Genomic DNA, 24,068 nt, shown 5'->3' with positions numbered 1-24,068 from the left:
CACTTATGAAAGTATATAAAAAAGAATCAGTTCAGCACATCAATGCAAGTCTGGAAGAATGCTGGACTTTTTTTTCTAATCCTAATAACCTGCAAATAATTACTCCTACAAACATGGGGTTTAAGGTTACCGATTATGATAATAAATTGGTTTATGCGGGACAAATCATTCAATATAAAATAGCTCCGCTTTTGGGAATTAAGCTAAACTGGATGACTGAAATTACTGTAGTAAAAGATAATAGCTATTTTGTAGATGAGCAACGCTTTGGTCCTTATGCATTATGGCATCATAAACATTTTTTTGAAGCTACTGCAAATGGCACTCAAATGACCGACATTGTACATTATGCTCTTCCGTTTGGTTTTATTGGGCGTATTGTAAATGCTCTTATTGTAAAGAACGAACTGAAAACAATTTTCGAATACCGCCATAAAAAGGTCGAAGAAATTTTTAATACTAAATAATGAGTAAACAAAAAGTTAGTCTTTTTTGGTTTCGACGTGATTTACGTTTAGATGATAATCGCGGATTATTTCATGCACTAGAATCTGATTTTCCAGTTATTCCTTTGTTTATTTTTGATGAGGCTATTCTGGATAGTTTACCAAAAGACGATTCCAGAGTTAGTTTTATATATGATTCTCTGGAGAAAATCAATACTGAATTAAATACTATAGGAACTTCTCTCTTGATAAAAAAGGGCAAAACTACTGAAATTTGGAAATCGCTTATCGAAGAATTCGATATTCAGGAAGTATTTTTCAATAAAGATTATGAACCATTTGCTATAAAAAGAGATTCTTCTATCTCTGATTTATTAACCCAAAATAACATTACGACACTTTCTTATAAAGACCATGTTATATTTGAAGAAAAAGAAATCACAAAATCTGATGGTTTACCTTATACTATATATACTCCTTATAAAAATAAATGGTTAGAAAAATATAAAATTTTAGGTCAAGCCAAAGAATATAATACCGCTGATCTTTTTTCTAATTTTTATAAAAGTCAATTTCTATTCCCAACAATAAACCAGATTGGGTTTGAAAAAAGCACTATAAAAGTTCAACCACATAATTTAAAAAGCATTTCTAATTATCAAGAAACAAGAGATTTCCCTGCTTTAGATTCAACTTCTTATCTTTCGCCTCATTTACGTTTTGGCACTGTTAGTATTCGTAAATTAGTAAATTGGGCGGCACATACAAATCAAGTTTTCTTGAGTGAATTAATATGGAGGGAGTTTTTTATCCAGATCTTATTTAGTTTTCCGAATGTTGTTAATCACAATTTTAAATCGGCTTATGATGGGATTCAATGGTTAAATAACGAGAAAGATTTCCAACGTTGGTGTTCTGGAACTACTGGTTACCCTATGGTCGATGCCGGAATGCGCCAACTTAATGAAACTGGATATATGCATAATCGGGTTCGAATGGTTGTTGCTAGTTTTTTATGCAAGCATTTATTAATTAGCTGGCAATGGGGTGAAGCTTATTTTGCAGAGAAATTACTTGATTACGAGTTGGCATCAAATGTTGGCAATTGGCAATGGGCTGCAGGAACGGGCTGTGATGCTGCTCCGTATTTTAGAGTTTTTAATCCCGAAATTCAACTTAAGAAGTTTGATGAGAAAGGTGTTTATATCCGAAAATGGATTCCTGAATTTGATTTGGGCTACAATGAACCTATGATTGAGCATGCTTTTGCCAGAGATCGTGCTATCGCAACTTATAAAGCGGGGATTCTGAGATAGATAAAAAAAAATATAAGTATCTACTAAAAAGAGCTTTGTCAAAGTTTAAACTTTGACAAAGCTCTTTTTCTTTTGCATCTTCTAGCCCAGATAGGAACGGCATCCTCTTGTGGTGGTGTTCACCACAAGAGATATAGTGTCCCGATAGCTATCGGGAAGCGGGATTAAGCTCCTAATATTTCTGATAATTATTTACTTGAATCTTAGCTTTTAAATCGAACATTAAATTATATAATCCGAAGAATGTTCTATTCATATATATAAAATGTTTCGAACCGCGATTTCCATTCATCTTTTTGAGATTTGTATCTTTTGAGAAACGTTCGCCAAGCTTGCCTATATTATCAAAAAAGGCTTCATCGGAAAAATCAAATGTATCTGACTGGAATGGTTTTGTGAATAATGATAACAAATCATGAAACATTCCTGTAAAATATTCTATTTCTTCTTTAGTATCATCTGTTCTAAGAATTTCTAATTCGAATAATTTTTGATTAAAAAGCTCTTTATCGGTTATAACTTCTTTGTTGATTAACTCAAAATAGGGAACGTAAAAGTCATTTGGAATTTGCTTCATACATCCAAAATCTAAAGCTACTAACTGGTTTTTATCATTTACTAAGAAATTTCCAGGATGTGGATCGGCATGAACTTTACGCAAAATATGAATTTGGTACATATAAAAATCCCAAAGTGCTTGCCCTATAAGATTAGATTCTTCCTGATTAGGTTTCTTGGCTGTATATTCTGAAAGGTGAATTCCAGTCATCCAATTCATTGTAATGATTTTCTCAGAAGAGAACTCTGGATAATAGTTAGGAAAAACCAGATTATCAATCTTTTTACAAGCTTCAACAACTTCTTGGCTTTGCTGTAATTCTAATAAATAGTTAGTTTCTTCAATTAATTTATCTTCTACCTCTTTAAAATATTTATCAGAATCTTTTCCTTGCAGGTTAAACATTCGTATCGCCATGGGTTTTACCAATGCTAAGTCTGACGAAATACTGTTGGCAACTCCTGGATACTGAATTTTTACGGCTAGTTTTTTTCCATCTTTTACAGCTAGATGTACCTGACCAATACTTGCTGCATTTACAGAATTAGGATTAAACTCATCAAAAATTTCGTAAGGTGTTTTACCAAAATTTGTTTTAAACGTTTTTAATACTAAAGGTGCAGATAGTGGCGGAACAGAAAATTGTGATAAAGAAAATTTTTCGACATAGGCTTGTGGCAAGAAATTCTTGTCCATGCTTAGCATTTGTGCAACTTTAAGCGCACTTCCTTTTAAGCTTTTGAGTCCGTCGTAAATATCCTCGGCATTATTCTCGTTGAGTTTATCACGAGTTACATCTGGATTTACAATTTTTTCTCCGTAGTACTTTAAATAATTTACTCCAATTTTTGCTCCAGTTTGAACAAGTTTGCTCGCCCTTTCTATTTTGGAAGTTGGGATATAGTCGATGGTTTTCATTGTTTGCTATATATTTTTTCTTTAAAAAGGAATTTACCAAAATCAAGCAAATGATTCATCGGTGCTACATTCATTAATTCGAAAGATACATTTACAGCTTTTTCGATAAAAATATCTGTTTTCTCAAATGCTGGTGATGCATCATCTATCCAAAACTTAAGCGTAAGCAATAATTGCATCCATGCTGTTTCCTGAATTGCTTTTTCCTGAAAATTCTGAAGCTTTTCTTGTTGGATTCGATGGTCATCGGTTATAATTAAACTAATATATTTTTTAAAACTATCTCGAAGTTTTGTTAGTTTCACCAAGTTTTTAATCGGGTTGGAATCCGTTTTTAATGCCTGAACAACATAACTACGATTTGCAGTTAATAATTCGAAGAATGTAAAGTAAAAACCAAGCATTTTGTTTTTCATATCATACTCTTGGTACTCTGGATTTTTATCTAATAATTCGAGTGTGTTTTCGAAAAATAGATTAAATATTTCTTTTTCTAGTCCTTCAAATGTTCCAAAAAAAGTATAAAACTCGGCCTCTTCAAAATCATTTGATTTTGCAAAATGAAAAACTGTTTTGGGATTTTGTCCGTGTTCCAAAACGTAATCCATATACAGAGAAACAATTTTATCTTTTGTCAATATTTCTTTTTTAGTTTCCATACAACCTACTTTTTAATTTAGCATAAAGGTAAGCAACGTTTAACTATATTTACGTAATGCTAAACAATACAAGGTGTTAAATATATTATAAACTATCATGACTAAAAACATTTTACTAACTGGTGGCTCAGGTTTTATAGGAACAAAACTTACTGCTTTATTGATTGCCAATGGGTATTCGGTTTCTATATTAACTCGTAGTGATAGAAAAGTGAGCATGGGCGTAACCTATTACAAATGGAATTTAGAGAATAATTATATAGATGAAGATGCTGTTTTAAAAGCAGACTATATTATTCATCTTGCGGGAGAAGGTATTGCTGCAAAAAAATGGACTGATAAACGAAAAAAAGAAATTTTAGATAGTAGGGAAAAACCTATTGAACTCATTTTTTCTGTTTTAAAAAACAACAATAAAACCTTAGATGCATTTATATCGGCTTCGGCAGTTGGAATTTATGGTGCCTTTACAAGTGAAACTATTTGTACTGAAGAAACTCCTGCTGCAAATGATTTTCTTGGAGAAACTTGCCAGAAATGGGAAGCTGCTACAAATTGTATCGAATCGTTAGGCATTAGAACGGTTAAAATACGAACTGGATTGGTTCTGGGTAAAAATGAAGGTTTTCTAAAAAAACTGGTTCCAATTTTTAAATATGGTTTCGGTTCTATTGTAGGCACAGGAAAGCAATACATGCCTTGGATTCATATTGATGATTTATGCGCTATTTATTTACAGGCAATCATTAATCCTAATATAAAAGGTTCTTATAATGCTGCTGTTAGTGATGATACAACCAATGCTATTTTCTCTAAAACTATGGCAAATGTGTATGGGTATTCTATCTGGTTGCCTAAAATACCAACTTTTGTAGTACGATTAATCACGGGAGAAATGGGTGAAATTATATTAACTGGACAACGTGTTTCTTCTAATAAAATAGAAAATGCTGGTTTTAAATTTAAATATTCAAATTTAAAACCAGCACTCTTAGTCTGTTTAAAATAATTTTTATTTCATCACTCCTACCAAACTTGTGTTTACAGTTTTGGATATTTTGTTTTCTATCATAGATGGTATTTTAATATTAAAATCGTCTGTATTAAGCGGAAAAAACGAAGTTATTTCAATGCCTTGGGGTACTTTTTTAAGTATAGCACTTACGACTATTTCTTTTGTTTTACCGTGAATTTGAAGTTTCCCTTTAATGGTATATTCTTTTGGGGTTTCATCAATATCTTTCATGTCGAATTTTCCAATTTTGCCTTTAAAAACAGCTTTCGGATATCGATCACTTTCGATATAATTTTCATTAAAATGGGTTTCCATTAAATCCATTTTAAATCGAAAATCTTTCATCACAGCCACGCAAACAAAACTACTTGTTTCTGGCTCTATAACCACAATTACCGATTTATTGACTGCGTTTACCTCTTCAAAAAAAGGAACTGAAGCTTCAAAATTAAGAACACCAATTGCAGTTCTTATTCTATTTTGTGCTACAATAAAGTTAACGGTAAGTAATAGAATTAAAAAAGTACTTTTTTTCATAATCTTCAGCAATTAGGATTAAACATATTGCAAGATATTTTTTTGAAAAAAGCCTATTGACAAAAACAAACCAACAACAGACATGAATCAAAAAGGAACTGTTCAGGAAAGGCATTCGAGCATAAAAAATACTTAAATCCTCTTTCTTAAAGTTACGTATTTTAATTCTTTTTGGTTCTTAAAACATTCCCAAAAATTGCATAAAGAACTACTTTAATTTAACTCTAGTAAAACATTGTATTTGTTTAAAGATGCTAATGTTTCTATAGAACTATAATTGTATTCTTCTGCGTGGTTTTCTACTTCTTTTTTAACCTCAATGTGTTTCAGAGCTTTACAAAAACGTCTTACTTCTTCAAGATTTGATAATATAAGTCCTGGTACCAGAACGCTCTTTCCTTCTTTGTCTTTAGCAACCATTGTAAAATAAGAGGAGTTACAATGTTTTATTGCTCCTGTTTGTATATTTTCGGCCTCAACACGAATACCAACAATCATAGAACTTTTACCTACATAATTTACTGAGGCTTTCATGGTTACCAATTCCCCTACTTCAATAGGTTTTAAAAAATTTACTGTGTCAACTGAAGCTGTTACACAATAATGTCCTGAAAACTTAGAGGCGCAAGCAAAAGCTATCTGATCTAGCAATGATAATATATATCCTCCGTGTATTTTACCACTAAAATTAGTGTGCGAAGGAAGCATTAATTCGGATATGCTTATTCTTGAACAGGCTACTGTTTTAAAGTTTGTATTTGTACTCATATTCTATATTATTTTACATTAAATGGAGAATTTTCTTTTTCTACAGCTTTTACAAAAAAACGCGTTTCTCCCCACCAAGGAAATGTTTTATATTTTTCGACATACTCCAGTTTTACATAACCTCCCTGAAGTACTTTTAAATCTTCGATAACTTTTTTATCACCATCTAAAACAGAGAAAGAGAATATTTGTGCTCCCGAGATTCCTTGACTTAGTTCTCCTTCCCAAGTTTTCATCATAACTCCTTTATGACTCAGTCTTATTAATTCGCCTGAACGGATTCCTGTACTATAAGGTACATAATAAATAAAACTAAAATACCCAATTAGAGCTATAGCTGCAATACCAATGATAATTCCCAGAAATCGTTTCATCTAAATATTTATTAAAATTTTAATTTTCGTTATTATTTGCTCTTGTCAATATATTCTCTGGAAGTGACTTCTTGGCCTTTGCTCCCATTTTCTTTAACTTCTCTACACTTGTAATTAAATTTCCTCGACCATCAACTAGTTTGCTCATTGCATTTTCGTATTCCGTTTTAGAGTCATTTATTTTATTTCCAATTTTAATTAAATCTGCAATAAAACCTTCAAACTTATCGTATAATGCTCCGGCTTGTCGGGCAATTTCAAAAGCATTTTCTTGTTGTTTTTGGTTTGTCCACATACTATCGATTGTTCGCAAAGTAGCTAATAGTGTAGTTGGCGTAACAATTACAATATTTTTTTCGAAAGCTTTATTATATAAGGTAGTATCTTCATTTAATGCTATCGCAAAAGCGGGCTCTATCGGAATAAAAAGCAAAACAAAATCCGGACTTTCTATTTGATATAAATCATGGTAGTTTTTATTCCCAAGTTGCTCAACATGTCTTTTTATCGACTGGACATGCTCTTTTAAGTAATCTGATTTTAAATTATCATTTTCTTCATTAATCCATCTTTCATAAGCCGTTAAGGAAACTTTAGAATCTACAATCATTTTTTTACCATCGGGCAAATGAATCACAACGTCGGGAAGCACGCGAAGACCAATCTCATTGGTAAAACTTTGTTGCACTTCATATTCTCTTCCTTTTTCTAAACCTGATTTTTCGAGAACTCGTTCTAATACTAATTCTCCCCAATTCCCTTGCATCTTGCTATCTCCTTTTAGGGCTTTGGTTAAGTTGAGTGTTTCTTTACTCATTTGAGCATTCATCTCACTTAATCCTAATATTTGTTGACGCAATGCTGCATGATAATCAATACTTTCTTTGTGTGTATCCTCTACTTTCTTTTCAAAACCAATGATTTTATCTTGTAGTGGCAACAAGATATTTTTCATGTTCTCATTATTCTGAGCAGTAAATTTTGTCGATTTTTCTTCGAGTATTTTATTGGCTAGATTTTCAAATTCTTTTGTGAATTTTTCCTGAAGTTGTTCTACTTCATTTTTTTGTTCTTTATGACGTTCCCATAAGTTTTCGAAATCTACTTCTTTTTTAGAAAGCTGAATCGCCAGACTATCTTTTTCGGTACGGATAACTTCTTTATCAGAATTTGTTATTTGAAGTTGTTTCTCTAAGCTATTTTTTTCTGATAAAAAATGTTCTTTTTGCTGCTGAAACTGGTTTGTTAAAGCAATTAATTTTTCATTTAAACTTACTTTTTCTGATTGAAATCTAGCCGAGAAAATAAGTTTCCCTACAAAAATCCCAATAACCAAAGCAACAATAAAAATCAATAAAAAGGGAACCAGATTCGACATAAAGGATTTTTAAAAAAGTAAAAGTACACAATAATATGTAGTTCTAGAGAGGAGAAAATATTTTTTTGTCTTTAAAATGAGCACCTATTTTATACTATTTATCACTAGAAATTGGAATCCAAAAATTATTTTTAAAAATAATGATATTATTGACGCAACCTTTTTGTCATTATATCATCTATAAGGTATAATCTTTTAAAATATAAAAAATGAAAAAAATTATTTTAGGTCTAATTGTCGCTTTAGGCATTAGTTCTTGTTCTATGAATAATGACAATGATTATCAAAACTGCGGTGATTTTAGTAACGTTGCTTTTTCAGGTTTCCCGATAGAATGTAACTATACAATAAAAGAAATCCCTACAAAGCCAACAGCTATAGCAATAAGATCACAAGAAAAAATGGATTCTTTTTTTACTAAAAATCCTAATCCTTGCCCAACTCCTATAAATCCTAATATCGATTTTACTAAAAATAATTTAATTGGAATTTTTGCTGGACCGAAACCAAGTGGTGGATATGAAATAAAAATTACTTCTATAGTTGAGAATTCTTGTGAAGTAATTGTACAATATTATGAGAAAGAACCTCTAGCAAATGAAGTAGTTACTAGTGAAGTAACAAATCCTTATGATTTGGTTTTAATCCCGAAAACAGACAAGCCTGTTTATTTAAATAAAATAAGCCAGAATAAAAACTTTGCAATTATAGGAAGTTATAGTGGTCAATGTACTGGCGCTAGCTGTCAATTGTTTTTCAATATTAACAATTTAAACGTACTGCATTATCTTAATGTTACTTCTGGGAATTATGATTTTACCAAATATAATTATGAAGCATTAACTAAAAAAGGTGATTATACTGAATTTGTAAAATTAGTTCCTGCTGAAATTTTAAACTTAGCTGGAGGTACTACGAAGACCTATGGCACCCCAGATTCAGCTAATCAAGGCGGGATTTATTTTGAACTAAACCAAGGGGATAAAGTAATTAAAGTATTCATAGACAATAATAACACTTCAGACCAAGGATCTGAAATAATTGCATTTAAGAAAGTAATAAAGGATAAAATTGCAGTATTGAGAAAGTAAAGTAACTTTGCAGCAAAAAAATTAACAAAAATTTATTATTTCCTTAAAATGAAAAAAACAATTTTAGCTCTTCTAGTTATTATTTCTGTTTCAACTTATTCATCAAATGTAATTTTCAAGTCAGATAAAGCCACTATACTTGCTGGAAGTTGGGTTTGGCAAAAATCAACTGGAGGCCAAAATGGTAGTTATACCTCAACTCCTAAAACTCTTGGGAGTACAAAAAAGCTTGTTTTTACAACCGATGGTAAAGTTATTACATATAAGAACAATGTTGAGATAAGAAATAGCAACTATCAACTTACTAAGGGTATTAGTGTATTTGATAATTTAGAACATGATTTAATCACTTTTGAAGGAATAACATATGTTATCGAAAAATTAGATTCCCGTAATCTAGTTATTGTAAACAATTTCCCTGACGGCTACAGTTCTACTTTCAAAAAGTAGCATCCTGAAACACAAACACTATTGCAATCTAATATACTTTAAAATTATTTTTTGGAAGACAATTTAGACTTACTTATAAAAAAGTGCATTGACAATGACAGAGGAGGGCAATTGAGAATTTATCAATTGTTCTCGCCTGTATTGTATGGAATTTGTCTAAAATACATGAAGAATGAAGATGATGCTAAAGATGTTTTTCAGGAATCTTTTATAATCGTTTTTCAAAAAATAAAACAATATAAATTTGAGGGTAGTTTTGAGGGATGGATGAAACGAATTTTTATCAATAAACTCATCGAAACCTTAAAGAAGAAAAAAAGAGATTACCATTTTCTCGATGTCTTTGATCCAGAAACAGAAATTATCGAAGAAGAAGAGCTTGAAACTATTCCGATAACACAAGAAAAACTAATCGAATATATTCAGGATTTACCCGATCAATACCGAATGGTTTTTAATCTTTTTGTTTTTGAAAAGATGAAACACAAAGAAATTGCAGAAATGCTCCAGATTACAGAAGGAACTTCTAAATCAAACTTAAATAGGGCTAAGAAAATATTACAAACAAAAATTTTGGCCGTATTAAATTTTAAAACAGCATGAAAAAGAAAAAAATAGAAGATATTTTTTCTTCAATAGAAAATTTTTCTAGTGTACCACCACCAGAATTATGGGCTAAAATTGAAGAAGAACTAGATAAACCTAAAAAGAAAAAGGTAGTAGCCATTTGGTGGTCGCTAGCGGCTAGTCTTTTAATAGGTTTAGCTATCACGTCTGGTCTATATTTTAACTCGAATGAAAATGATATTTTATTAAAGGATAACAATGTTGTCATAGATTCTCAAGAAAGTAATTCAAAATCGAATCCTACTACTCCATCTACAATTAATACTACTCCTTTAAATAATAAAGCTACAATAACAGTTGCTGAATCTGATAATTCGGTAGCTAATGAAACATCAAACAACAATCAAGAATCGACTAAAACTGTAACAAGTTCAATCAACAAAAAAGATAAGCCTTCATTACAATTAACCAATGAAACTATCTCAATAGCTGAATCATCATCTAAAAACAAAGCTAAAACCTCATCACCTAAAGTAAATGGTAACGAAATTAATAGCATTTTTAATGAGGCTAAAAACGAAGAAATTGTTTTAAATAACAATACTCAATCATCATCAAAAAACGACACAAATACTTCTTCAGCTAAACAGAATAATACTGAAGTTAATAACACTCTAAGCAAGAATAAAACTGAAGCAATTGCTTTAAACAACAATGTTCAATCATCAAAAAACGACACAAACACTTCTTCAGCTAAACAGAATAATACTGAAGTTAATCACACTATAAGCAAGAATAAAACTGATGCAATTGCTTTAAACAACAATGTTCAATCATCAAAAAACGACACAAACACTTCTTCAGCTAAACAAAATAATACTGAAGTTGATAATACTATAAACAAAAATAAAACTGAAGCAATTGTTTTAAATAATAGTTCTGAAAAAAGTCTAGTATCTTATAACGATTCATTGAATAAAGTTCAAATTGCACTTGAACTACAACAATTAGAGAACCGATTAAATAATAAAGAAGACAACGAAGGGGTAAAAACTGAAAAAGAAATTCTGAAAGAAAAATGGTCTGTTGGTCTTTATGCTGGTTTAGTAAATTCTGAGAATTATGGCAATAAGAAAGCGTTGGGTAATGATATTGAGTCTAAACAGAATACTGGATATGGCGTAAAAACAAATTACAAGCTTAATAAAAAATGGGCTGTAAGTTCTGGTTTAAAAATTAATGAATTAGGACAATCTGTAGCCAATGTATCTTATTATAACAAACAACAAAATGTATTATCTGCAGGAATTATAAATGATTTTTTCATTTCAAATCCTAGTGTTGAATATATTTCGACAAATAGAAATTATGTTTTTTCATCAGACAATAGCAGTCAAAAAATTCAAAGTAGTAATGCGGGGAATCAAACGGGGAATCTTGATCAACAATTGCAATACCTAGAAATGCCTCTTGAAGTTTCTTACTCTGTCTTAAATACAGGCAAGGCCGATATTAGACTTAATACTGGTGGTTTTATAGGAAAGTTAATTTCCAACGAAGTTTTTTTAGATGGTAACTCGATAGGAGGAAATCTAGATGTAAACAACTTTGTATATGGCTCTAAATTTAGCAGTACTTTACAGTATGAAGTCTTCAAAAAAACTCATTTTTTTGTAGAACCTGGTGTGAATTATTATATCAATCCGTTAAAAACACAATCGTTTAACCAATTTCAGTGGGGTCTGAATTTTGGGGTTAATTTTGGGTTTTAATTAGTTTGTTTTAATTCTCTCTTTATTATAATACGTTTACACCAATCATATTATACTGTAAAAAAAATGCTAGATTCTTAAAGTAGAATCTAGCATTTTTAATTTATAAAACCTTTCGCTTATTTTTTTATGATCTTATCTTTAAAAACAACTTTATTATTTTCTGTTAAGGTATAAATATAAATTCCGGTTTTTAAATCACTTATCTGGATTACCGAAGTACTATTTTCCTGTCCTCCATTTACATCAATAGGTTTTCCTATCATACGACCCGTAATATCATAAAGTCTTAATTTAAGCTTCTTGTCTTCATTAGTTTTCACAAGAACATTAACAACATCTGTTGCTGGATTAGGATATGCTTTAACTGCAAAACCATTCTTAGTTTCAAAATCTATTGTACCTAAAGTAGATCCTTTTAATTCAAAACGAGCAATTACTGGTCCGTGATCAGATGTTGTATTTACATAATTATTTATATCAGAACGTGGATCATAAACTGCAATTGAATTAGGAATATATTCACTATTTAATTCATTTGATATCATAATGTGATCTAAAAATCCACCTGAACTTAGGAAACTAAAAGCTCCTGCTTTACTAATTTCTAAAGTAAGTGCAGTATAATTTGCTGTATCATCTACAAACATTTTATATGAAGAAGGATTTGGCGCAACAACAGATGCTTTTACGTCATCATTATAATCTCCTAAAATAATTAAATTAGATTTTGAATAATAACGATCTAAACTATCCTTTAATACTTGAGCATCATATTTACGCATATTGTATTTAGTAATATCTGTTCCACTATTGGCACGTGCATGAAGATCTACTAAATTAATTAATTTTTTTACTCCTCCGATATTTGTTTCTATTTGTACCATATAAGGTAAACGCCCCGATGAGAAAAAGTTGGCATTGGTACCTGGATAATTTACCAAAGTTTCAGTTCCATTACGAAGTCCATCGTAAAAATCCTTAAACATTACACGTTCATCTGTAACCGTTGCTGTTTTAGTATTATAAATCACAACTAATTTTTGTGGAGGAAAATTTGGATCTGCAGGATTAAATGAATAAGACCAACTAGGCGAAGTTACTTTACTAAATGTTTTATCTCCTACACTTATTTGTCTAATTAATTCATCCATTGCTGCGTCATCAGACACTTCTTGTACAGCGTAAACATCTGCATCTAATTTAATCATTGCTTTTGCAACATTAGCAATTTGTAATACATTATCTGTTGGACCAAATTCTTTCCCAGAAGTATCTTTTACAGCAGTACCAAAAAATTCAAGATTATATGTTACAACATCAAATGTATCTTCTTTTGGTAAAGAAGAACCTTTTAATGTACCAATATTTTTATTCAATGAAGTTCCTGTTAATGTCAATGTACCTGTTATAGACAATTCTTTTGTAGAAGGTGTAAATCTTGCATAAATTGTTTTCCCAAGCAATGCATCAACTTCGCTTACAGTAACACTTGATAAAAAGTTAGAATCATTAAGAGATAATTGATAATCTAATGGAGCAGCGATAGTAACATCACCGTAACCACCGGCTTTAAAAATAAAAGACTTACTGGTAGAAACTGTGTTAGGGCTCACATCTCCAAAATCCAAATTAGGATTTGAAGCTACAAATCCCAGCTCATTTGTTATAGCTACATCATCAATTGTCCATTCAGCAGCATTACCAGTTCCTCCACCTATTGTAGTTTCGTAAACCCAAGCAACATAAGTGTGATCTGTTTTATATGCTCCTAAATCAATATATTGTGACTGTACATAAGCTCCCGTAGTTACAGGAAAGTTACCATCTATTTCTGTCCAACTAGCACTGTTAGGGCTACTTTTACCATCATAATTTGTAGAAACCATTAATTTTAAACTTGGTCCAGCAAAATATTTACGAGCGTAAAATGATAATAAAGGATATTTATTAAAGCTATTTAAGCGTAATTTTGGCGAAATCAACCAATCTTCACTTGCTCCTCTATCTGTGTATCCATTCATCACTACAGCCCTTGGAGCTGAATTAGCATTTGTAACTGTACTTATCCATTTATTAGTAGAACCAGCTACATTATAAGATGTCCAACCACTATTGGTAAAAACATTAGCATCATTAAAATCCTGAATGTACGGATTAACTCCAAAACCTGATACAGTCACTATTTTAGTAGCTGCACCTGCAGATTGATGAGTAATTTGCCCTGTAAAACTGCCAAGTGCATTTGGTGTAAAACGTACATAAACTGTTGGCGTAGCATTTCCTGCAAAATCCACTAAATCATATACAACAGAAGATCCAAAAATAACATTGTCCTTAGATACTGCAAAATTAGTTGGTGCCGTAACTGTTACTGGATTATTAAGATTATCTCCTCCTATTTGGTAACTCAGAACCGATGAAGTAAAATTTGGTTCTTCGACACCCAAATTAATTACTGTAGTTGTTGTAGTTATTTTTGGTGACACAACTGCCGGAGTGGTCGCGTCTATTTTGTTTACACTTGCTTGTATATTTCCAAATGAATCTTCAGAAATAGAGTAAACACTATATGCTGTATTTAGTGTTAAACCAGTAATTGTTTTTGAATAAACCAATGATTTATCTGTGATATCTAATACACCAGATTGTAAAGCGGCTGTTCCACTTGCGTTGAAACCACTTTTTACTTGCGCGCCTGTAGGTGCTGCATCAGTAGCTAGTACTAATACATAATATGTTTTCCCTACCTCATCAATTTTATTATGGAAATCAAATTCATCTGATAATACATTATCTATTTTTGGATAACCTACTGCGTTTACTGGAGCATATATATCTTTTCTGACATCTATATTATCTATCGCAAAAGAAGGACGTGAACCACCACCAGATACTAATCTAGATATCCATCTAATCTGAACTAGAGGTTGATTATCACACTCAGCTGGCAAAATCACTTTTATTTTCTGCGAATTTTGCGGATCAGTAACTGACCCTGTTTGTTTTACAGTATTATTAGCGTAAACAGTTGATAATAAAGAAACGAAAGGAGTGTTATTACCAACACGATATTGCAAAACCATTTCATTAATACGTGTATTACTTGTCGCTGGTGGAATATCATAAGGGTTACGAATTGTCATTGCATCGTATTGAACCTGAATTCCCGTTACATTACTAGTATTAAGAGCTAAACCAATTGCTTGATCCAAACTTCCTGTATTAAGGAAACCAATTTTTTGATCATAGTTATAAATAGCACCTGTTCCTATACTTGCTGTACCAACAACTAAAGGTTTATCTGAAGCTATAACAGCAGTAGTATTAAAAGCTCCTCCTGGTGTAGTACTTACATTCCATCCCTGTAATCCTAATGGATATGTATTAGGCTTAGCCGTTAACTCAAAAAAATCTTGTGTATAAGGAAGATCTTGAGGTGCAAGATTACTTCCTACTTGCGCAAAAAGATTTGCTGAAAAGCAATAAAAAAAACTTAAAAAAGCCATTAAATGGCGGAAAGAGTAGTGGTTTTTCATACGTTAAAAATTAGTGTTTTTAGAGTTCAAATTTATTGTCTTTAAAGTTAAGCGAATATTATAAAACTTTAAAGTTATTGTTTAAACCTTTATAAATATTTAGCACCAAACTACATAATAAATATTAATTATTTCAGATATCCATAAAAATTATGCAGCTTAAACGAATAATTCTTATTGAATTACACTTTAAGCTTTAGACACAAACTACTCAATAAACCCAGTAATCATAAGGCTTTTCAATCAAAAACAACACTAAATTAAATCTTCTAAAACAAACCTTTTACATTCATAAAATAATAAACACAAAAGTAATTTTCAAAAATTGTATTTTTATTAATAATTCCTAAAACAACATATCATGAACTTCTTCAAAATCAAAACTTGTTGGTCTAATGCCGAATTTATAGTATTAAAACTTTGTATCGCCTCGGCATATATTTTAATCGGTAGTTATTTTCATGATTTTTTTAGCAACTATTATGTTCCGCTAATCCTCTTATTTAGTATTACTGTAATCTGGTCTGTTTATTTATGGCTGAATAAAATGAAAAACAATAAACAGTAATATCTATAAATTGGAATTACTTGTGAAACAAAACTATCTTTGCACAAAAATTCCAGCATGTCGCATCAACATTTTATTCTTTTTAAACCATACGGTTATTTAAGTCAGTTTATATATGAGCTAAAAAGAAAGAAGAAACTTCTGGGTGAATTACATAATTTCCCAGAAGGTACCATGGCTATTGGCAGACTTGATGAAGATTCAGAAGGTTTGCTTTTACTAACTACAGATGGAAAAGTAAGTGAACAGGTAAGAAGCAAGAAAGTCGACAAAGAATACTATGTTCAAGTAGATGGAATTATTACTCCTGAAGCAATCGAAGAATTACAAAAAGGAGTTGAAATTGGTTTTGATGGTGGAAAATATAAAACCAAACCTTGTTCTGCTTTCATCGTTACCGAAATTCCTGATTTTGGCCCGAGAGCAAAAAAAATCAGAGACGAACGACATGGACCAACTTCATGGGCCTCGATAACTGTAAATGAAGGTAAGTTTCGTCAAGTGCGAAAAATGACTGCTGCTGTTGGTTTTCCTACTTTACGATTGGTACGTGTTCGTATAGGAAATGTATATTTGCAGGGCTTAAAAGCTGGAGAAGTTTTAGAAGTGCCCGATTTTAAATTAGAAAATTAATTAGAGAATATGCCAATATAAAAATTAGGTAATTCCCAAATTAACGATTAACCGAATAAACAAATTAAATAATGCTGAATATAGTTCTCGTAGAACCCGAAATACCTAATAATACTGGAAACATTGGTCGCTTGTGCGTTGGTACAGAAAGCCGATTACATTTAGTGCATCCTTTTGGATTTGTTATAAATGATAAAAACTTAAAACGTTCCGGATTGGATTATTGGGTTCATCTTGATGTAACCGAATATCAAAATGTAGCCGAATGGAAATCTCAAATTCCAGATTTATCTCGTGTTTTCCTCATGAGTTCTAATGCCGAAAAATCATATCTTGAAACTGATTTCCAAGATGGAGATTGGTTGGTTTTTGGTAAAGAAAGCGTAGGATTGAGCAAAGAAGTTTTAGAACAATTCGAAAATCATCTTACGATTCCGATGTCATCCCTAATCAGAAGTTTTAATATCGCAAATTCGGTTGCGTTTGTGGTGGGTGAAGCTAAGAGACAGATTGGGCTGAAGGTTTAAGCGATTATTTGTTTAATCGTTTAATCGGATCTGACATCGATTTCCTTCCTGCAAATAGGTGTTAAATTATTTTAACTATAGATTAAAAGATTGCAATGATTATTTTAAATACGGTATTTATATTTATACCTACAAGGTTGAAAAAAACCTTGCATGATAGTTCTCATGATTTCTAGCCCTGATAGTAGCGGCATCCTTTTATTTTTTTCCTTTAAAAAAATAAAAGATATAGCAGATAGCAGGATTAGCTCCAGAAAAAAACATGAATTCTAGGTAATCACAAACTTCCCTTTTTCGGCATCAAATTTAATATGGTCGTCTTTAAATAAAGTTGCAAAACTTCCTGTTGCAATTAAGTTACAAGGTTCGTCTTGTATAAAGGCTTCGGGTGTCATAATAATCATTTCGTCGCTTAATTGTATTGCTAAATCAATATCATGTGTAGAGAACAAAATGCATTTCCCTGTTTCGTGAGTTAGTTTCTTAAGCAACTTAAACAAAGCTACTTTATGCAATAAATCGAGATGTGTAGTTGGTTCATCTAGAATAATAAGTGGCGTGTCTTGCGCTAAAGCTCGTGCAATTAATACTTTTTGCAATTGCCCGTCGCTTATTTCGTAATGTTTTTTGTGTGATAAATGACTTATTTGCGTGAGCTCTAATGCCTCGTTTACTTTAGTAATATCATACTGCGTCAAAGTCCCAATCCAGTTGGTGTAAGGTTGGCGCCCTAAAGCCACTAATTCGAAAACGGATAGATTGCTGGGTGGTAATTTTTCGGTTAAAACAATGCTTAAGTTCTGAGCTAAATCAAGTGGTTTATATTCGAATACGTTCTTATCATTTAGCAAAACTATTCCTGATAATGGATGTTGAATTCCTGTTATTGTTCGTAACAATGTCGATTTACCGATTCCGTTTGCACCAATTAAAGCAATAAGTTTTCCAGGTTCTAAATTCAGATTTAAATTTTGAGCAATAGTCACAGTTGCTTTCTTGGACTTATAGCCAATATTTAAGTTTGAAGTTGATAGGATGCTTTTCATTTTCTTTAAGGTGCTAAGGTGCAAAGTAACTAAGGTTTAAAAATCTTTTTAATTCTATCTAACTCTTTGCGAAAGGAACGCGGATTATGCGGATTCGCTAAGGCGAAAACACGGATTAAAACGGATTTTATTTTTGATTGTTTTAAATCAGTATTAATCCGCGGCTTTACTTTTTGTAAATCCGTATCATCCGCGTTCCTTTATAGGCAATTTAAGTTCGCAAAGCTGTTGCAAAAACGTTTACTCAAAATTTCTCTTTCGAATTAATAACCAAATTACTACTGGCGCTCCAATTATAGATGTTATCGCATTAATAGGCAATGTAGTTTCTAATCCTGGTAATTGTGATGCGATGTCGCAAAACAACATAATTATTCCTCCATAAAAAAGGGTACTCCAATATAAAACAGCATGATTACTGGTTCTAAATGTAAGCTTTGCTATATGTGGAACGGCTAGTCCTATAAAAGCAATTGGCCCAGCAAAAGCAGTAACACTTCCTGCCAAAATACTTGTGGCAAAAATAATTACAAGTCTTGTTCTCTTAAAATTAAGTCCCATGCTTTTGGCATAATTCTCTCCAAGTAACAATGCATTTAATGGTTTAATACTACTCGCACTTAAAAGTAAACCAATACTAACACTCACTGTTAAAACTATAATCGATGACCAGGAAAGATTTCCTAGACTTCCTAGTGACCAAAAAGTGAATTTCTGTAATTGTTCAGCTGAACTAAAATAGGTTAAAACCCCAACAATGGCACTGGTAAAACTACCAAACATAAGCCCGACTATTAAAATAGCCATTGTATTTCGTAATCGTTGTGATACTAATAAAACCAGTAATAAAACCGAAATACTCCCTAATGTCGATGCAATTACAATCCCGTAGCTTGATAGCAAAATTGTATTTAAGAATGAAGGCAGTAAACCTGCTCCCAAAATCACAATTGCTACTGCTAATATCGCTCCGGAGCTTAATCCTAAAACATCGGGACCAGCCAATGGATTTCTGAATAATGTTTGCATCAACAAACCACTTATCGATAATCCTACACCAACTAATACTGCGGTAATTGCTTTAGGCAAACGATAATTAATTATGATATATTCCCATGTCGATTTACTTGCTTCTCCTCCTGTTAAACTGGTATAAACTTCTTTAAAAGGAATTGTGATAGACCCGAAACTAATGTCCAGAAAGAATAATAACAAAAGTGCTAAACCGAGTATAAAGAACAAGATTGTATTTCGCTTTTGATTCGCCAATTGGATTTAGTTTAATTTAGATGCAAAAGTAAATTCATAACTTGGCAATAACTCAGGATGAAATATCTTAATGTAATCTTTCAGCACTAAATCTGGTCGGCTTGGTGCTAATTCATAATAAATTGTTCCTCCAGTTGCTCCAAATTTATTCTCGAAAGTATATATGTTTTTTGTTTTAAAAGCATCAAACTGGCTGTAATGTGGATTACTTTTTTCTAATTCTGTTAATGATTTAAAAGAACCTGTCGCAATCCAGACTGAAGCTGTTTTGGCTTTGTCTAATATTTTTTCGAATGATAATCCCAGACTTCCTGTTCCTTCTAGATTTGCCCATAAATAATCGGCTTTGGCATCGGCCATAAATTGTGCTACCCAACTATTTCCTTTGGCAACATACCATTGATCCATGTACATAGAACCATATAAAACAGTTGAAGTTGCTTTCTTAGAGGCTACTAATTTCTTAGCTTCGTTATAACTGGTTACAATTTTATCAAAAAGCTCTTTGGCTTGTGCTTCTTTTCCAAATAATGCACCGTAAAGTTTTATCCATTCGGCTTTTCCTAGTGGAGATTGCTCCATCCAATCGGCCTGAATTAGTACTTTTAAACCGCTTTTTTGTAAGTTATCTAACATTGGATTGTTATTATCAACTCCGAAAGTGACAATTAAATTTGGTGCTAATTCGATAAGTTGCTCGATATTTAATTTTTCGTTTTGACCAACATTCTTAACAGAACCTTTATCTATTAATTTTCTTGTTTTCTCTGAAGAAACATAATCGGTATGCGGGAAACCTACCAAATTATTCTCGACATCAAGCATTTCTAAAAACGGAATATTGGTTGTTGATGTTACTACAATTGTTTGTAACGGGATCTGGATTGTAGTATAACTTTTTAAACTATCTGGCACAACTCCATCCTTTTCTTTTAATACATAAGTATAATCCTTTCCTGCATCTGGCCAAGGATTTGTAACTTTTACAACTGAATATCCAGTGAATTTTTTTATAGAAAGTCCCGAAGCATATTCTATACTGTTTTGTCCTATTTCGGATTTTATTTCTGGTGTACTTTCGTTTTTCTTACATCCTATTAATACTAAAAATGAGAAAAGAAAAACAGCTTTATGTAATGATGACTTCATAGGTAGTTACTATTTGTTTTTAAAGAAATTATGGAATTGTTATTCTATATCATATCTGATTTTGAATCATACAATTTCATATTTTACAATTTGGATAGCGACAAAGGTAGCGCAATTTCTAAATTTCTTGTTTACTTTTAAACGTAAAAAATTGAACAAATAGTATCTTTGCAGTATGAATGGTCTTAAAGTAAAAAACTGCTCAAGCTGCGGAACTGCATTTAATTGCGGTGATTCTCCCGACGGAAATAAATGTTGGTGCAACAACTTCCCTCCTATTTTTGTACCTTCGGATGTTGTGGATTGTTTGTGCCCGAATTGTTTTAAAAATGCCTGTGCGGTAAAAATAGATGATTTTGTAAATACAATCACTCCCGAAATTGCAACTGACAATAAAGCTTCGGCTTTGCCAAAAAACAATACACTTATTGAAGGAATCGATTATTATCTGGAAAACGGAAATTATGTTTTTAAGGAATGGTTTCATCTGAAAAGAGGAAGCTGTTGCGGAAACAAATGTCGACATTGCCCTTACTGATTTAAAATAATAAACACGAATTTCACCAATTAACACGAAAGAAATAGTTGGTGCAATTGCGTTAGGGATAGTAGTGGTATCCTTTTATTTTTTTCTTTAAAAAATAAAAGATATAGCGAATAGCCCGCCCGAAGGGAACGCCCTTCTAAAATTTACAATTAACAACTAACAATTAAAAAAAGATGGTTTACTTGATTACTGGTGGTGAGCGTTCGGGGAAAAGTGGTTATGCACAAGAACTGGCTTTGCAACTTACAAATGCACCAATGTATGTGGCAACGGCTCGAAAATGGGATGAAGATTTCCAGAATCGAATAGATCGTCACCAACAAGAACGCGACGAACGCTGGACAAATATTGAGGAGGAAAAACATTTGAGCGAAATTGATTTTTCGGGTAAAGTAGCTTTGATTGATTGTGTAACGCTTTGGTTAACTAACTTTTTTGTAGATACAAAAAATGATGTTGCATTATCTCTTGAAGAAGCTAAAGCTGAGTTTCTAAAAATAGTCAATCAGCCAGATTCTACTTTGATAATTGTTACCAACGAAATAGGAATGGGACTTCATGCTGATACGCACGTAGGAAGAAAATTCACGGAATTACAAGGTTGGATGAATCAGTTTTTGGCTAAAAATGCCGATACTGTTGTACTTATGGTTTCGGGAATTCCCGTTACAATAAAAGGAAAGTAAAAGCCGAGAGCTTTCGGCTTTGGGCTATCAGCCTAGACCTTTGTTCCTTTTGAACCTCTTAAAAAGAAAAAACATGAGCTATTTAGATGATATATTAAAATCACGCCGCGATACACGCCACTTTACTAATGACGAAGTTCCTGATGAAGTTATTCAAAATGCTTTACAAGCTGGACATTGGGCGCCTTCGGTGGGTTTAACAGATGCAACTAAGTATTACATCATAAAATCGGATGAAGTTAAAAAAGCTATCAAAGATTTATTTTTGGATTATAATAAAAAAGCGGAGTTATTAACCGATGACGAGGAGCAAAAAGAACGCTATAAATCCTTGAAGCTGGAAGCTATAGAAGAGGCTCCTATCGGGATGATAATTGCTTATGACCGCTCGGTGCTAAACAATTTTACTATAGGAACTGTTGGTAGTAATGAAGCTGTAAAATTTAGTTCGGTTTGTGCTGCCCAAAATATCTGGTTATCACTTACGGAGCAAGGTTATGGTATGGGTTGGGTTTCTATTTTAAATTATTATCAGTTTAAGAAAATAATTGATTTACCTGAAAATATTGAACCGCTTGGTTATTTCTGTATTGGTAAACCTGCGACAAACTACAACAATCAGCCGATGTTGCAGCAATTAAACTGGAAGCAAAAATCGGAAACCTTTGATTGTACCGAAATCAAAACTATAAATGAGAGTCTTATTCCGAAATTAGATTTTGATAATAAACCTAAAGTCGAAGTTAAAAGCTCTTTTAAAGAAGCACTACAGCATAAAATCGATTCAAAAACTAAGCCTATTGGAGCTTTAGGTATTTTAGAAAAGCTGGCATTCCAAATAGGAACAGTTTTTCAAACTCTGGAGCCTGAGATTATAAAACCAAACATTGTTGTTTTTGCAGCAGACCACGGTATTGCCAATCATGGTGTGAGCGCTTATCCGCAAGATGTTACCCGCCAAATGGTTGGTAATTTCCTTGAAGGTGGTGCGGCAATAAATGTTTTTTGTAAACAAAATAAAATTGAACTTTCTATCGTAGATGCTGGTGTAAATTATGATTTCCCTACAAATGCGAATTTAATTAATGCCAAAATTGCCAAAGGAACTCAATCCTTTTTACACGCTCCCGCAATGAGCGAAACTGAATTACAATTGTGTTTCTTGAAAGGTTCAGAAATTGTAGATTCTGTTGCAAAAACAGGAAGTAATTGCATTGGTTTTGGCGAAATGGGTATTGGTAACACATCTACAGCTTCGGTTTTAATGAGTGTTTTAACAGGTTTTTCTATAGAAGAATGTGTTGGAAAAGGAACTGGAGTTGATGAAGAAAAATTATTTCAGAAGCAGGAAATTCTAAAAAAAGCTATTGAAAATTATTCCGGTCAAGCCGAATTAAAAGTACAACTCGCCTATTTTGGTGGTTTTGAAATCATGCAAATGGCTGGCGGAATGTTAGCCGCTTATAAAAACAATATGCTAATTCTGGTAGATGGTTTTATTTGTACTGTAGCATTTTTAATTGCTTATAAAATAAATCCTGAAATCAAGAAAAATGCTATTTTCTGTCATTCTTCAGCCGAACAAGCACATCAGAAATTATTAGATTATCTAGAAGCACAATCGGTTTTACAACTAGATTTACGCTTAGGCGAAGGAACGGGCTGTGCAATTGCTTTACCTATATTACAATCGGCAATTACTTTCCTGAACGAAATGGCTACTTTTGAAAATGCTGGAGTTAGTAAGAAGTAAAACAGTATTCAGTCGCAGTTTTTAGTTTCAGTAACAGTTCTTAAATAAATAGAAATGGCATTTATAAAAGTATACATACATTTAGTTTGGAGTACTAAAAATAGAATTCCTTACTTGAATTCCATCGAATTGCGTCAAAAAGTATGGCAACATATAAGAGATAATGCAAAGGAGAAGGGAATTTATATTGATTTTATAAATGGATATTCAGATCATTGTCATTGTCTTATTTCATTAGGCGTTGATCAAAACATCCAAAAAATAATACAACTACTAAAAGGAGAATCATCATTTTGGATTAATAAAAATCAATTGACTAAAGAAAAGTTTGAATGGCAAGATGAGTATTTTGCTGTTTCCGTTTCTGAATCAATTGTTGATAAAGTAAGAGATTATATTAAAAATCAAGAAATTCATCATACCAAAAAAACATTTCAGGAAGAATATGATGATTTTATTCTCAAGTATGGATTCCAGAAAATAAATAATAAATAAGAATTT

24 protein-coding genes are annotated in these 24,068 nt (G+C 32.0%); 14 read left to right on the top strand and 10 right to left on the bottom strand.

Annotated features, from left to right (window positions below; genetic code table 11):
- Positions 1–5 precede the first annotated feature (5 nt).
- On the top strand, positions 6–467 hold the full coding sequence (locus AC3IPI_RS10555; protein WP_489158932.1) for an SRPBCC family protein: 462 nt from the start codon (positions 6–8) through the stop codon (positions 465–467).
- The gene (locus AC3IPI_RS10550) at positions 467–1,762 is read left to right on the top strand and encodes a cryptochrome/photolyase family protein (protein ID WP_489158930.1); all 1,296 of its coding nucleotides are present in this window, start codon (positions 467–469) and stop codon (positions 1,760–1,762) included. Before AC3IPI_RS10555 ends, AC3IPI_RS10550 begins: the two co-directional genes overlap by 1 nt.
- Before the next feature lie 172 nt (positions 1,763–1,934).
- On the opposite strand, the gene AC3IPI_RS10545 is transcribed toward AC3IPI_RS10550, so the two are convergent.
- Positions 1,935–3,239 (bottom strand): ABC1 kinase family protein, encoded by a 1,305-nt coding sequence (locus AC3IPI_RS10545; RefSeq protein ID WP_489158928.1) that lies wholly within the window; start codon positions 3,237–3,239, stop codon positions 1,935–1,937.
- On the bottom strand, positions 3,236–3,898 hold the full coding sequence (locus AC3IPI_RS10540) for a TetR family transcriptional regulator C-terminal domain-containing protein (RefSeq protein WP_039112199.1): 663 nt from the start codon (positions 3,896–3,898) through the stop codon (positions 3,236–3,238). The genes AC3IPI_RS10545 and AC3IPI_RS10540 overlap by 4 nt, the downstream gene beginning before the upstream one ends.
- Before the next feature lie 97 nt (positions 3,899–3,995).
- On the opposite strand from AC3IPI_RS10540, the gene AC3IPI_RS10535 reads away from it, so the two are divergent.
- The gene (locus AC3IPI_RS10535; protein WP_489158926.1) at positions 3,996–4,907 is read left to right on the top strand and encodes a TIGR01777 family oxidoreductase; all 912 of its coding nucleotides are present in this window, start codon (positions 3,996–3,998) and stop codon (positions 4,905–4,907) included.
- A gap of 3 nt (positions 4,908–4,910) precedes the next feature.
- On the opposite strand, the gene AC3IPI_RS10530 is transcribed toward AC3IPI_RS10535, so the two are convergent.
- The 4 genes from AC3IPI_RS10530 to AC3IPI_RS10515 form a co-directional block, all read right to left on the bottom strand.
- A complete protein-coding gene (locus AC3IPI_RS10530; protein ID WP_039112201.1) occupies positions 4,911–5,450 on the bottom strand; it encodes a YceI family protein in 540 nt (179 codons plus the stop codon).
- A 213-nt stretch (positions 5,451–5,663) separates the two neighbouring features.
- The gene (locus AC3IPI_RS10525) at positions 5,664–6,218 is read right to left on the bottom strand and encodes an acyl-CoA thioesterase (RefSeq protein ID WP_039112202.1); all 555 of its coding nucleotides are present in this window, start codon (positions 6,216–6,218) and stop codon (positions 5,664–5,666) included.
- A gap of 8 nt (positions 6,219–6,226) precedes the next feature.
- Positions 6,227–6,592, bottom strand: coding sequence for a 6-phosphogluconate dehydrogenase (locus tag AC3IPI_RS10520; RefSeq protein WP_489158923.1), 366 nt, complete (start codon positions 6,590–6,592; stop codon positions 6,227–6,229).
- Between the two features lie 19 nt (positions 6,593–6,611).
- Positions 6,612–7,970, bottom strand: a complete 1,359-nt coding sequence (locus tag AC3IPI_RS10515) for a DNA recombination protein RmuC (protein ID WP_489158921.1) — start codon at positions 7,968–7,970, stop codon at positions 6,612–6,614.
- A gap of 209 nt (positions 7,971–8,179) precedes the next feature.
- Here AC3IPI_RS10515 and AC3IPI_RS10510 point away from each other — a divergent pair, with 209 nt between their 5' ends.
- Genes AC3IPI_RS10510 through AC3IPI_RS10495 form a run of 4 tightly spaced genes read left to right on the top strand, consistent with a single transcriptional unit; the run spans position 8,180 to position 11,850 of the window.
- Positions 8,180–9,061, top strand: a complete 882-nt coding sequence (locus tag AC3IPI_RS10510; RefSeq protein ID WP_039119356.1) for a protease complex subunit PrcB family protein — start codon at positions 8,180–8,182, stop codon at positions 9,059–9,061.
- 48 nt (positions 9,062–9,109) lie between these two features.
- Positions 9,110–9,511: a hypothetical protein gene (locus AC3IPI_RS10505; RefSeq protein ID WP_039112206.1), complete on the top strand. Its 402-nt coding sequence runs from the start codon at positions 9,110–9,112 to the stop codon at positions 9,509–9,511.
- Positions 9,512–9,562: 51 nt separating this feature from the next.
- Positions 9,563–10,114: an RNA polymerase sigma factor gene (locus AC3IPI_RS10500; protein WP_039112207.1), complete on the top strand. Its 552-nt coding sequence runs from the start codon at positions 9,563–9,565 to the stop codon at positions 10,112–10,114.
- The gene (locus tag AC3IPI_RS10495) at positions 10,111–11,850 is read left to right on the top strand and encodes a hypothetical protein (protein WP_489158918.1); all 1,740 of its coding nucleotides are present in this window, start codon (positions 10,111–10,113) and stop codon (positions 11,848–11,850) included. Before AC3IPI_RS10500 ends, AC3IPI_RS10495 begins: the two co-directional genes overlap by 4 nt.
- 119 nt (positions 11,851–11,969) lie before the next feature.
- Here the strand turns inward: AC3IPI_RS10495 and AC3IPI_RS10490 are convergent, their stop codons facing one another.
- Positions 11,970–15,389 (bottom strand): choice-of-anchor J domain-containing protein, encoded by a 3,420-nt coding sequence (locus tag AC3IPI_RS10490; protein WP_489158916.1) that lies wholly within the window; start codon positions 15,387–15,389, stop codon positions 11,970–11,972.
- A 361-nt stretch (positions 15,390–15,750) separates the two neighbouring features.
- Between AC3IPI_RS10490 and AC3IPI_RS10485 the strand changes: the two genes are divergently transcribed.
- The 3 genes from AC3IPI_RS10485 to AC3IPI_RS10475 all read left to right on the top strand — a co-directional run bounded on the left by AC3IPI_RS10485 (position 15,751) and on the right by AC3IPI_RS10475 (position 17,117).
- Positions 15,751–15,957 (top strand): hypothetical protein, encoded by a 207-nt coding sequence (locus AC3IPI_RS10485; RefSeq protein WP_323489651.1) that lies wholly within the window; start codon positions 15,751–15,753, stop codon positions 15,955–15,957.
- Between the two features lie 57 nt (positions 15,958–16,014).
- A complete protein-coding gene (locus tag AC3IPI_RS10480) occupies positions 16,015–16,590 on the top strand; it encodes a pseudouridine synthase (protein ID WP_039119360.1) in 576 nt (191 codons plus the stop codon).
- 71 nt (positions 16,591–16,661) lie between these two features.
- Complete coding sequence (locus tag AC3IPI_RS10475; protein ID WP_489158913.1) at positions 16,662–17,117, top strand: tRNA (cytidine(34)-2'-O)-methyltransferase; 456 nt, start codon at positions 16,662–16,664, stop codon at positions 17,115–17,117.
- Between the two features lie 269 nt (positions 17,118–17,386).
- Here AC3IPI_RS10475 and AC3IPI_RS10470 read toward each other — a convergent pair whose 3' ends face one another.
- The 3 genes from AC3IPI_RS10470 to AC3IPI_RS10460 all read right to left on the bottom strand — a co-directional run bounded on the left by AC3IPI_RS10470 (position 17,387) and on the right by AC3IPI_RS10460 (position 20,581).
- Positions 17,387–18,163 carry an ABC transporter ATP-binding protein gene (locus AC3IPI_RS10470; protein WP_489158911.1) on the bottom strand — a complete coding sequence of 259 codons (777 nt, stop codon included), beginning with the start codon at positions 18,161–18,163 and terminating at the stop codon, positions 17,387–17,389.
- A 240-nt stretch (positions 18,164–18,403) separates the two neighbouring features.
- Positions 18,404–19,432, bottom strand: a complete 1,029-nt coding sequence (locus tag AC3IPI_RS10465) for an iron chelate uptake ABC transporter family permease subunit (RefSeq protein WP_489158909.1) — start codon at positions 19,430–19,432, stop codon at positions 18,404–18,406.
- 6 nt (positions 19,433–19,438) lie between these two features.
- The gene (locus tag AC3IPI_RS10460) at positions 19,439–20,581 is read right to left on the bottom strand and encodes an ABC transporter substrate-binding protein (protein WP_489158907.1); all 1,143 of its coding nucleotides are present in this window, start codon (positions 20,579–20,581) and stop codon (positions 19,439–19,441) included.
- A gap of 175 nt (positions 20,582–20,756) precedes the next feature.
- On the opposite strand from AC3IPI_RS10460, the gene AC3IPI_RS10455 reads away from it, so the two are divergent.
- The 4 genes from AC3IPI_RS10455 to tnpA all read left to right on the top strand — a co-directional run bounded on the left by AC3IPI_RS10455 (position 20,757) and on the right by tnpA (position 24,062).
- Complete coding sequence (locus AC3IPI_RS10455; protein WP_409415673.1) at positions 20,757–21,119, top strand: C1orf53 family protein; 363 nt, start codon at positions 20,757–20,759, stop codon at positions 21,117–21,119.
- A gap of 182 nt (positions 21,120–21,301) precedes the next feature.
- Complete coding sequence (gene cobU / locus AC3IPI_RS10450) at positions 21,302–21,814, top strand: bifunctional adenosylcobinamide kinase/adenosylcobinamide-phosphate guanylyltransferase (RefSeq protein ID WP_489158904.1); 513 nt, start codon at positions 21,302–21,304, stop codon at positions 21,812–21,814.
- A gap of 73 nt (positions 21,815–21,887) precedes the next feature.
- The gene (gene cobT, locus AC3IPI_RS10445; protein ID WP_489158902.1) at positions 21,888–23,567 is read left to right on the top strand and encodes a nicotinate-nucleotide--dimethylbenzimidazole phosphoribosyltransferase; all 1,680 of its coding nucleotides are present in this window, start codon (positions 21,888–21,890) and stop codon (positions 23,565–23,567) included.
- A gap of 54 nt (positions 23,568–23,621) precedes the next feature.
- Positions 23,622–24,062: an IS200/IS605 family transposase gene (gene tnpA, locus AC3IPI_RS10440; RefSeq protein ID WP_489158900.1), complete on the top strand. Its 441-nt coding sequence runs from the start codon at positions 23,622–23,624 to the stop codon at positions 24,060–24,062.
- Positions 24,063–24,068 lie beyond the last annotated feature (6 nt).

It is taken from the genome of Flavobacterium sp. GL_143 (genome assembly GCF_057834355.1).
The sequence above is the reverse complement of the archived record's forward strand: the minus strand, read 5'-3'. Positions and strand labels throughout refer to the sequence as shown.

Bases quoted from the DNA above. Each gene is read 5' to 3' on its own strand.
- AC3IPI_RS10555 (WP_489158932.1), top strand. From the start codon at position 6: ATGAAAGTATATAAAAAAGAATCAGTTCAGCACATCAATGCAAGTCTG.
- AC3IPI_RS10550 (WP_489158930.1), top strand. From the start codon at position 467: ATGAGTAAACAAAAAGTTAGTCTTTTTTGGTTTCGACGTGATTTACGT.
- AC3IPI_RS10545 (WP_489158928.1), bottom strand. From the start codon at position 3,239: ATGAAAACCATCGACTATATCCCAACTTCCAAAATAGAAAGGGCGAGC.
- AC3IPI_RS10540 (WP_039112199.1), bottom strand. From the start codon at position 3,898: ATGGAAACTAAAAAAGAAATATTGACAAAAGATAAAATTGTTTCTCTG.
- AC3IPI_RS10535 (WP_489158926.1), top strand. From the start codon at position 3,996: ATGACTAAAAACATTTTACTAACTGGTGGCTCAGGTTTTATAGGAACA.
- AC3IPI_RS10530 (WP_039112201.1), bottom strand. From the start codon at position 5,450: ATGAAAAAAAGTACTTTTTTAATTCTATTACTTACCGTTAACTTTATT.
- AC3IPI_RS10525 (WP_039112202.1), bottom strand. From the start codon at position 6,218: ATGAGTACAAATACAAACTTTAAAACAGTAGCCTGTTCAAGAATAAGC.
- AC3IPI_RS10520 (WP_489158923.1), bottom strand. From the start codon at position 6,592: ATGAAACGATTTCTGGGAATTATCATTGGTATTGCAGCTATAGCTCTA.
- AC3IPI_RS10515 (WP_489158921.1), bottom strand. From the start codon at position 7,970: ATGTCGAATCTGGTTCCCTTTTTATTGATTTTTATTGTTGCTTTGGTT.
- AC3IPI_RS10510 (WP_039119356.1), top strand. From the start codon at position 8,180: ATGAAAAAAATTATTTTAGGTCTAATTGTCGCTTTAGGCATTAGTTCT.
- AC3IPI_RS10505 (WP_039112206.1), top strand. From the start codon at position 9,110: ATGAAAAAAACAATTTTAGCTCTTCTAGTTATTATTTCTGTTTCAACT.
- AC3IPI_RS10495 (WP_489158918.1), top strand. From the start codon at position 10,111: ATGAAAAAGAAAAAAATAGAAGATATTTTTTCTTCAATAGAAAATTTT.
- AC3IPI_RS10490 (WP_489158916.1), bottom strand. From the start codon at position 15,389: ATGAAAAACCACTACTCTTTCCGCCATTTAATGGCTTTTTTAAGTTTT.
- AC3IPI_RS10485 (WP_323489651.1), top strand. From the start codon at position 15,751: ATGAACTTCTTCAAAATCAAAACTTGTTGGTCTAATGCCGAATTTATA.
- AC3IPI_RS10480 (WP_039119360.1), top strand. From the start codon at position 16,015: ATGTCGCATCAACATTTTATTCTTTTTAAACCATACGGTTATTTAAGT.
- AC3IPI_RS10475 (WP_489158913.1), top strand. From the start codon at position 16,662: ATGCTGAATATAGTTCTCGTAGAACCCGAAATACCTAATAATACTGGA.
- AC3IPI_RS10470 (WP_489158911.1), bottom strand. From the start codon at position 18,163: ATGAAAAGCATCCTATCAACTTCAAACTTAAATATTGGCTATAAGTCC.
- AC3IPI_RS10460 (WP_489158907.1), bottom strand. From the start codon at position 20,581: ATGAAGTCATCATTACATAAAGCTGTTTTTCTTTTCTCATTTTTAGTA.
- AC3IPI_RS10455 (WP_409415673.1), top strand. From the start codon at position 20,757: ATGAATGGTCTTAAAGTAAAAAACTGCTCAAGCTGCGGAACTGCATTT.
- cobU (WP_489158904.1), top strand. From the start codon at position 21,302: ATGGTTTACTTGATTACTGGTGGTGAGCGTTCGGGGAAAAGTGGTTAT.
- cobT (WP_489158902.1), top strand. From the start codon at position 21,888: ATGAGCTATTTAGATGATATATTAAAATCACGCCGCGATACACGCCAC.
- tnpA (WP_489158900.1), top strand. From the start codon at position 23,622: ATGGCATTTATAAAAGTATACATACATTTAGTTTGGAGTACTAAAAAT.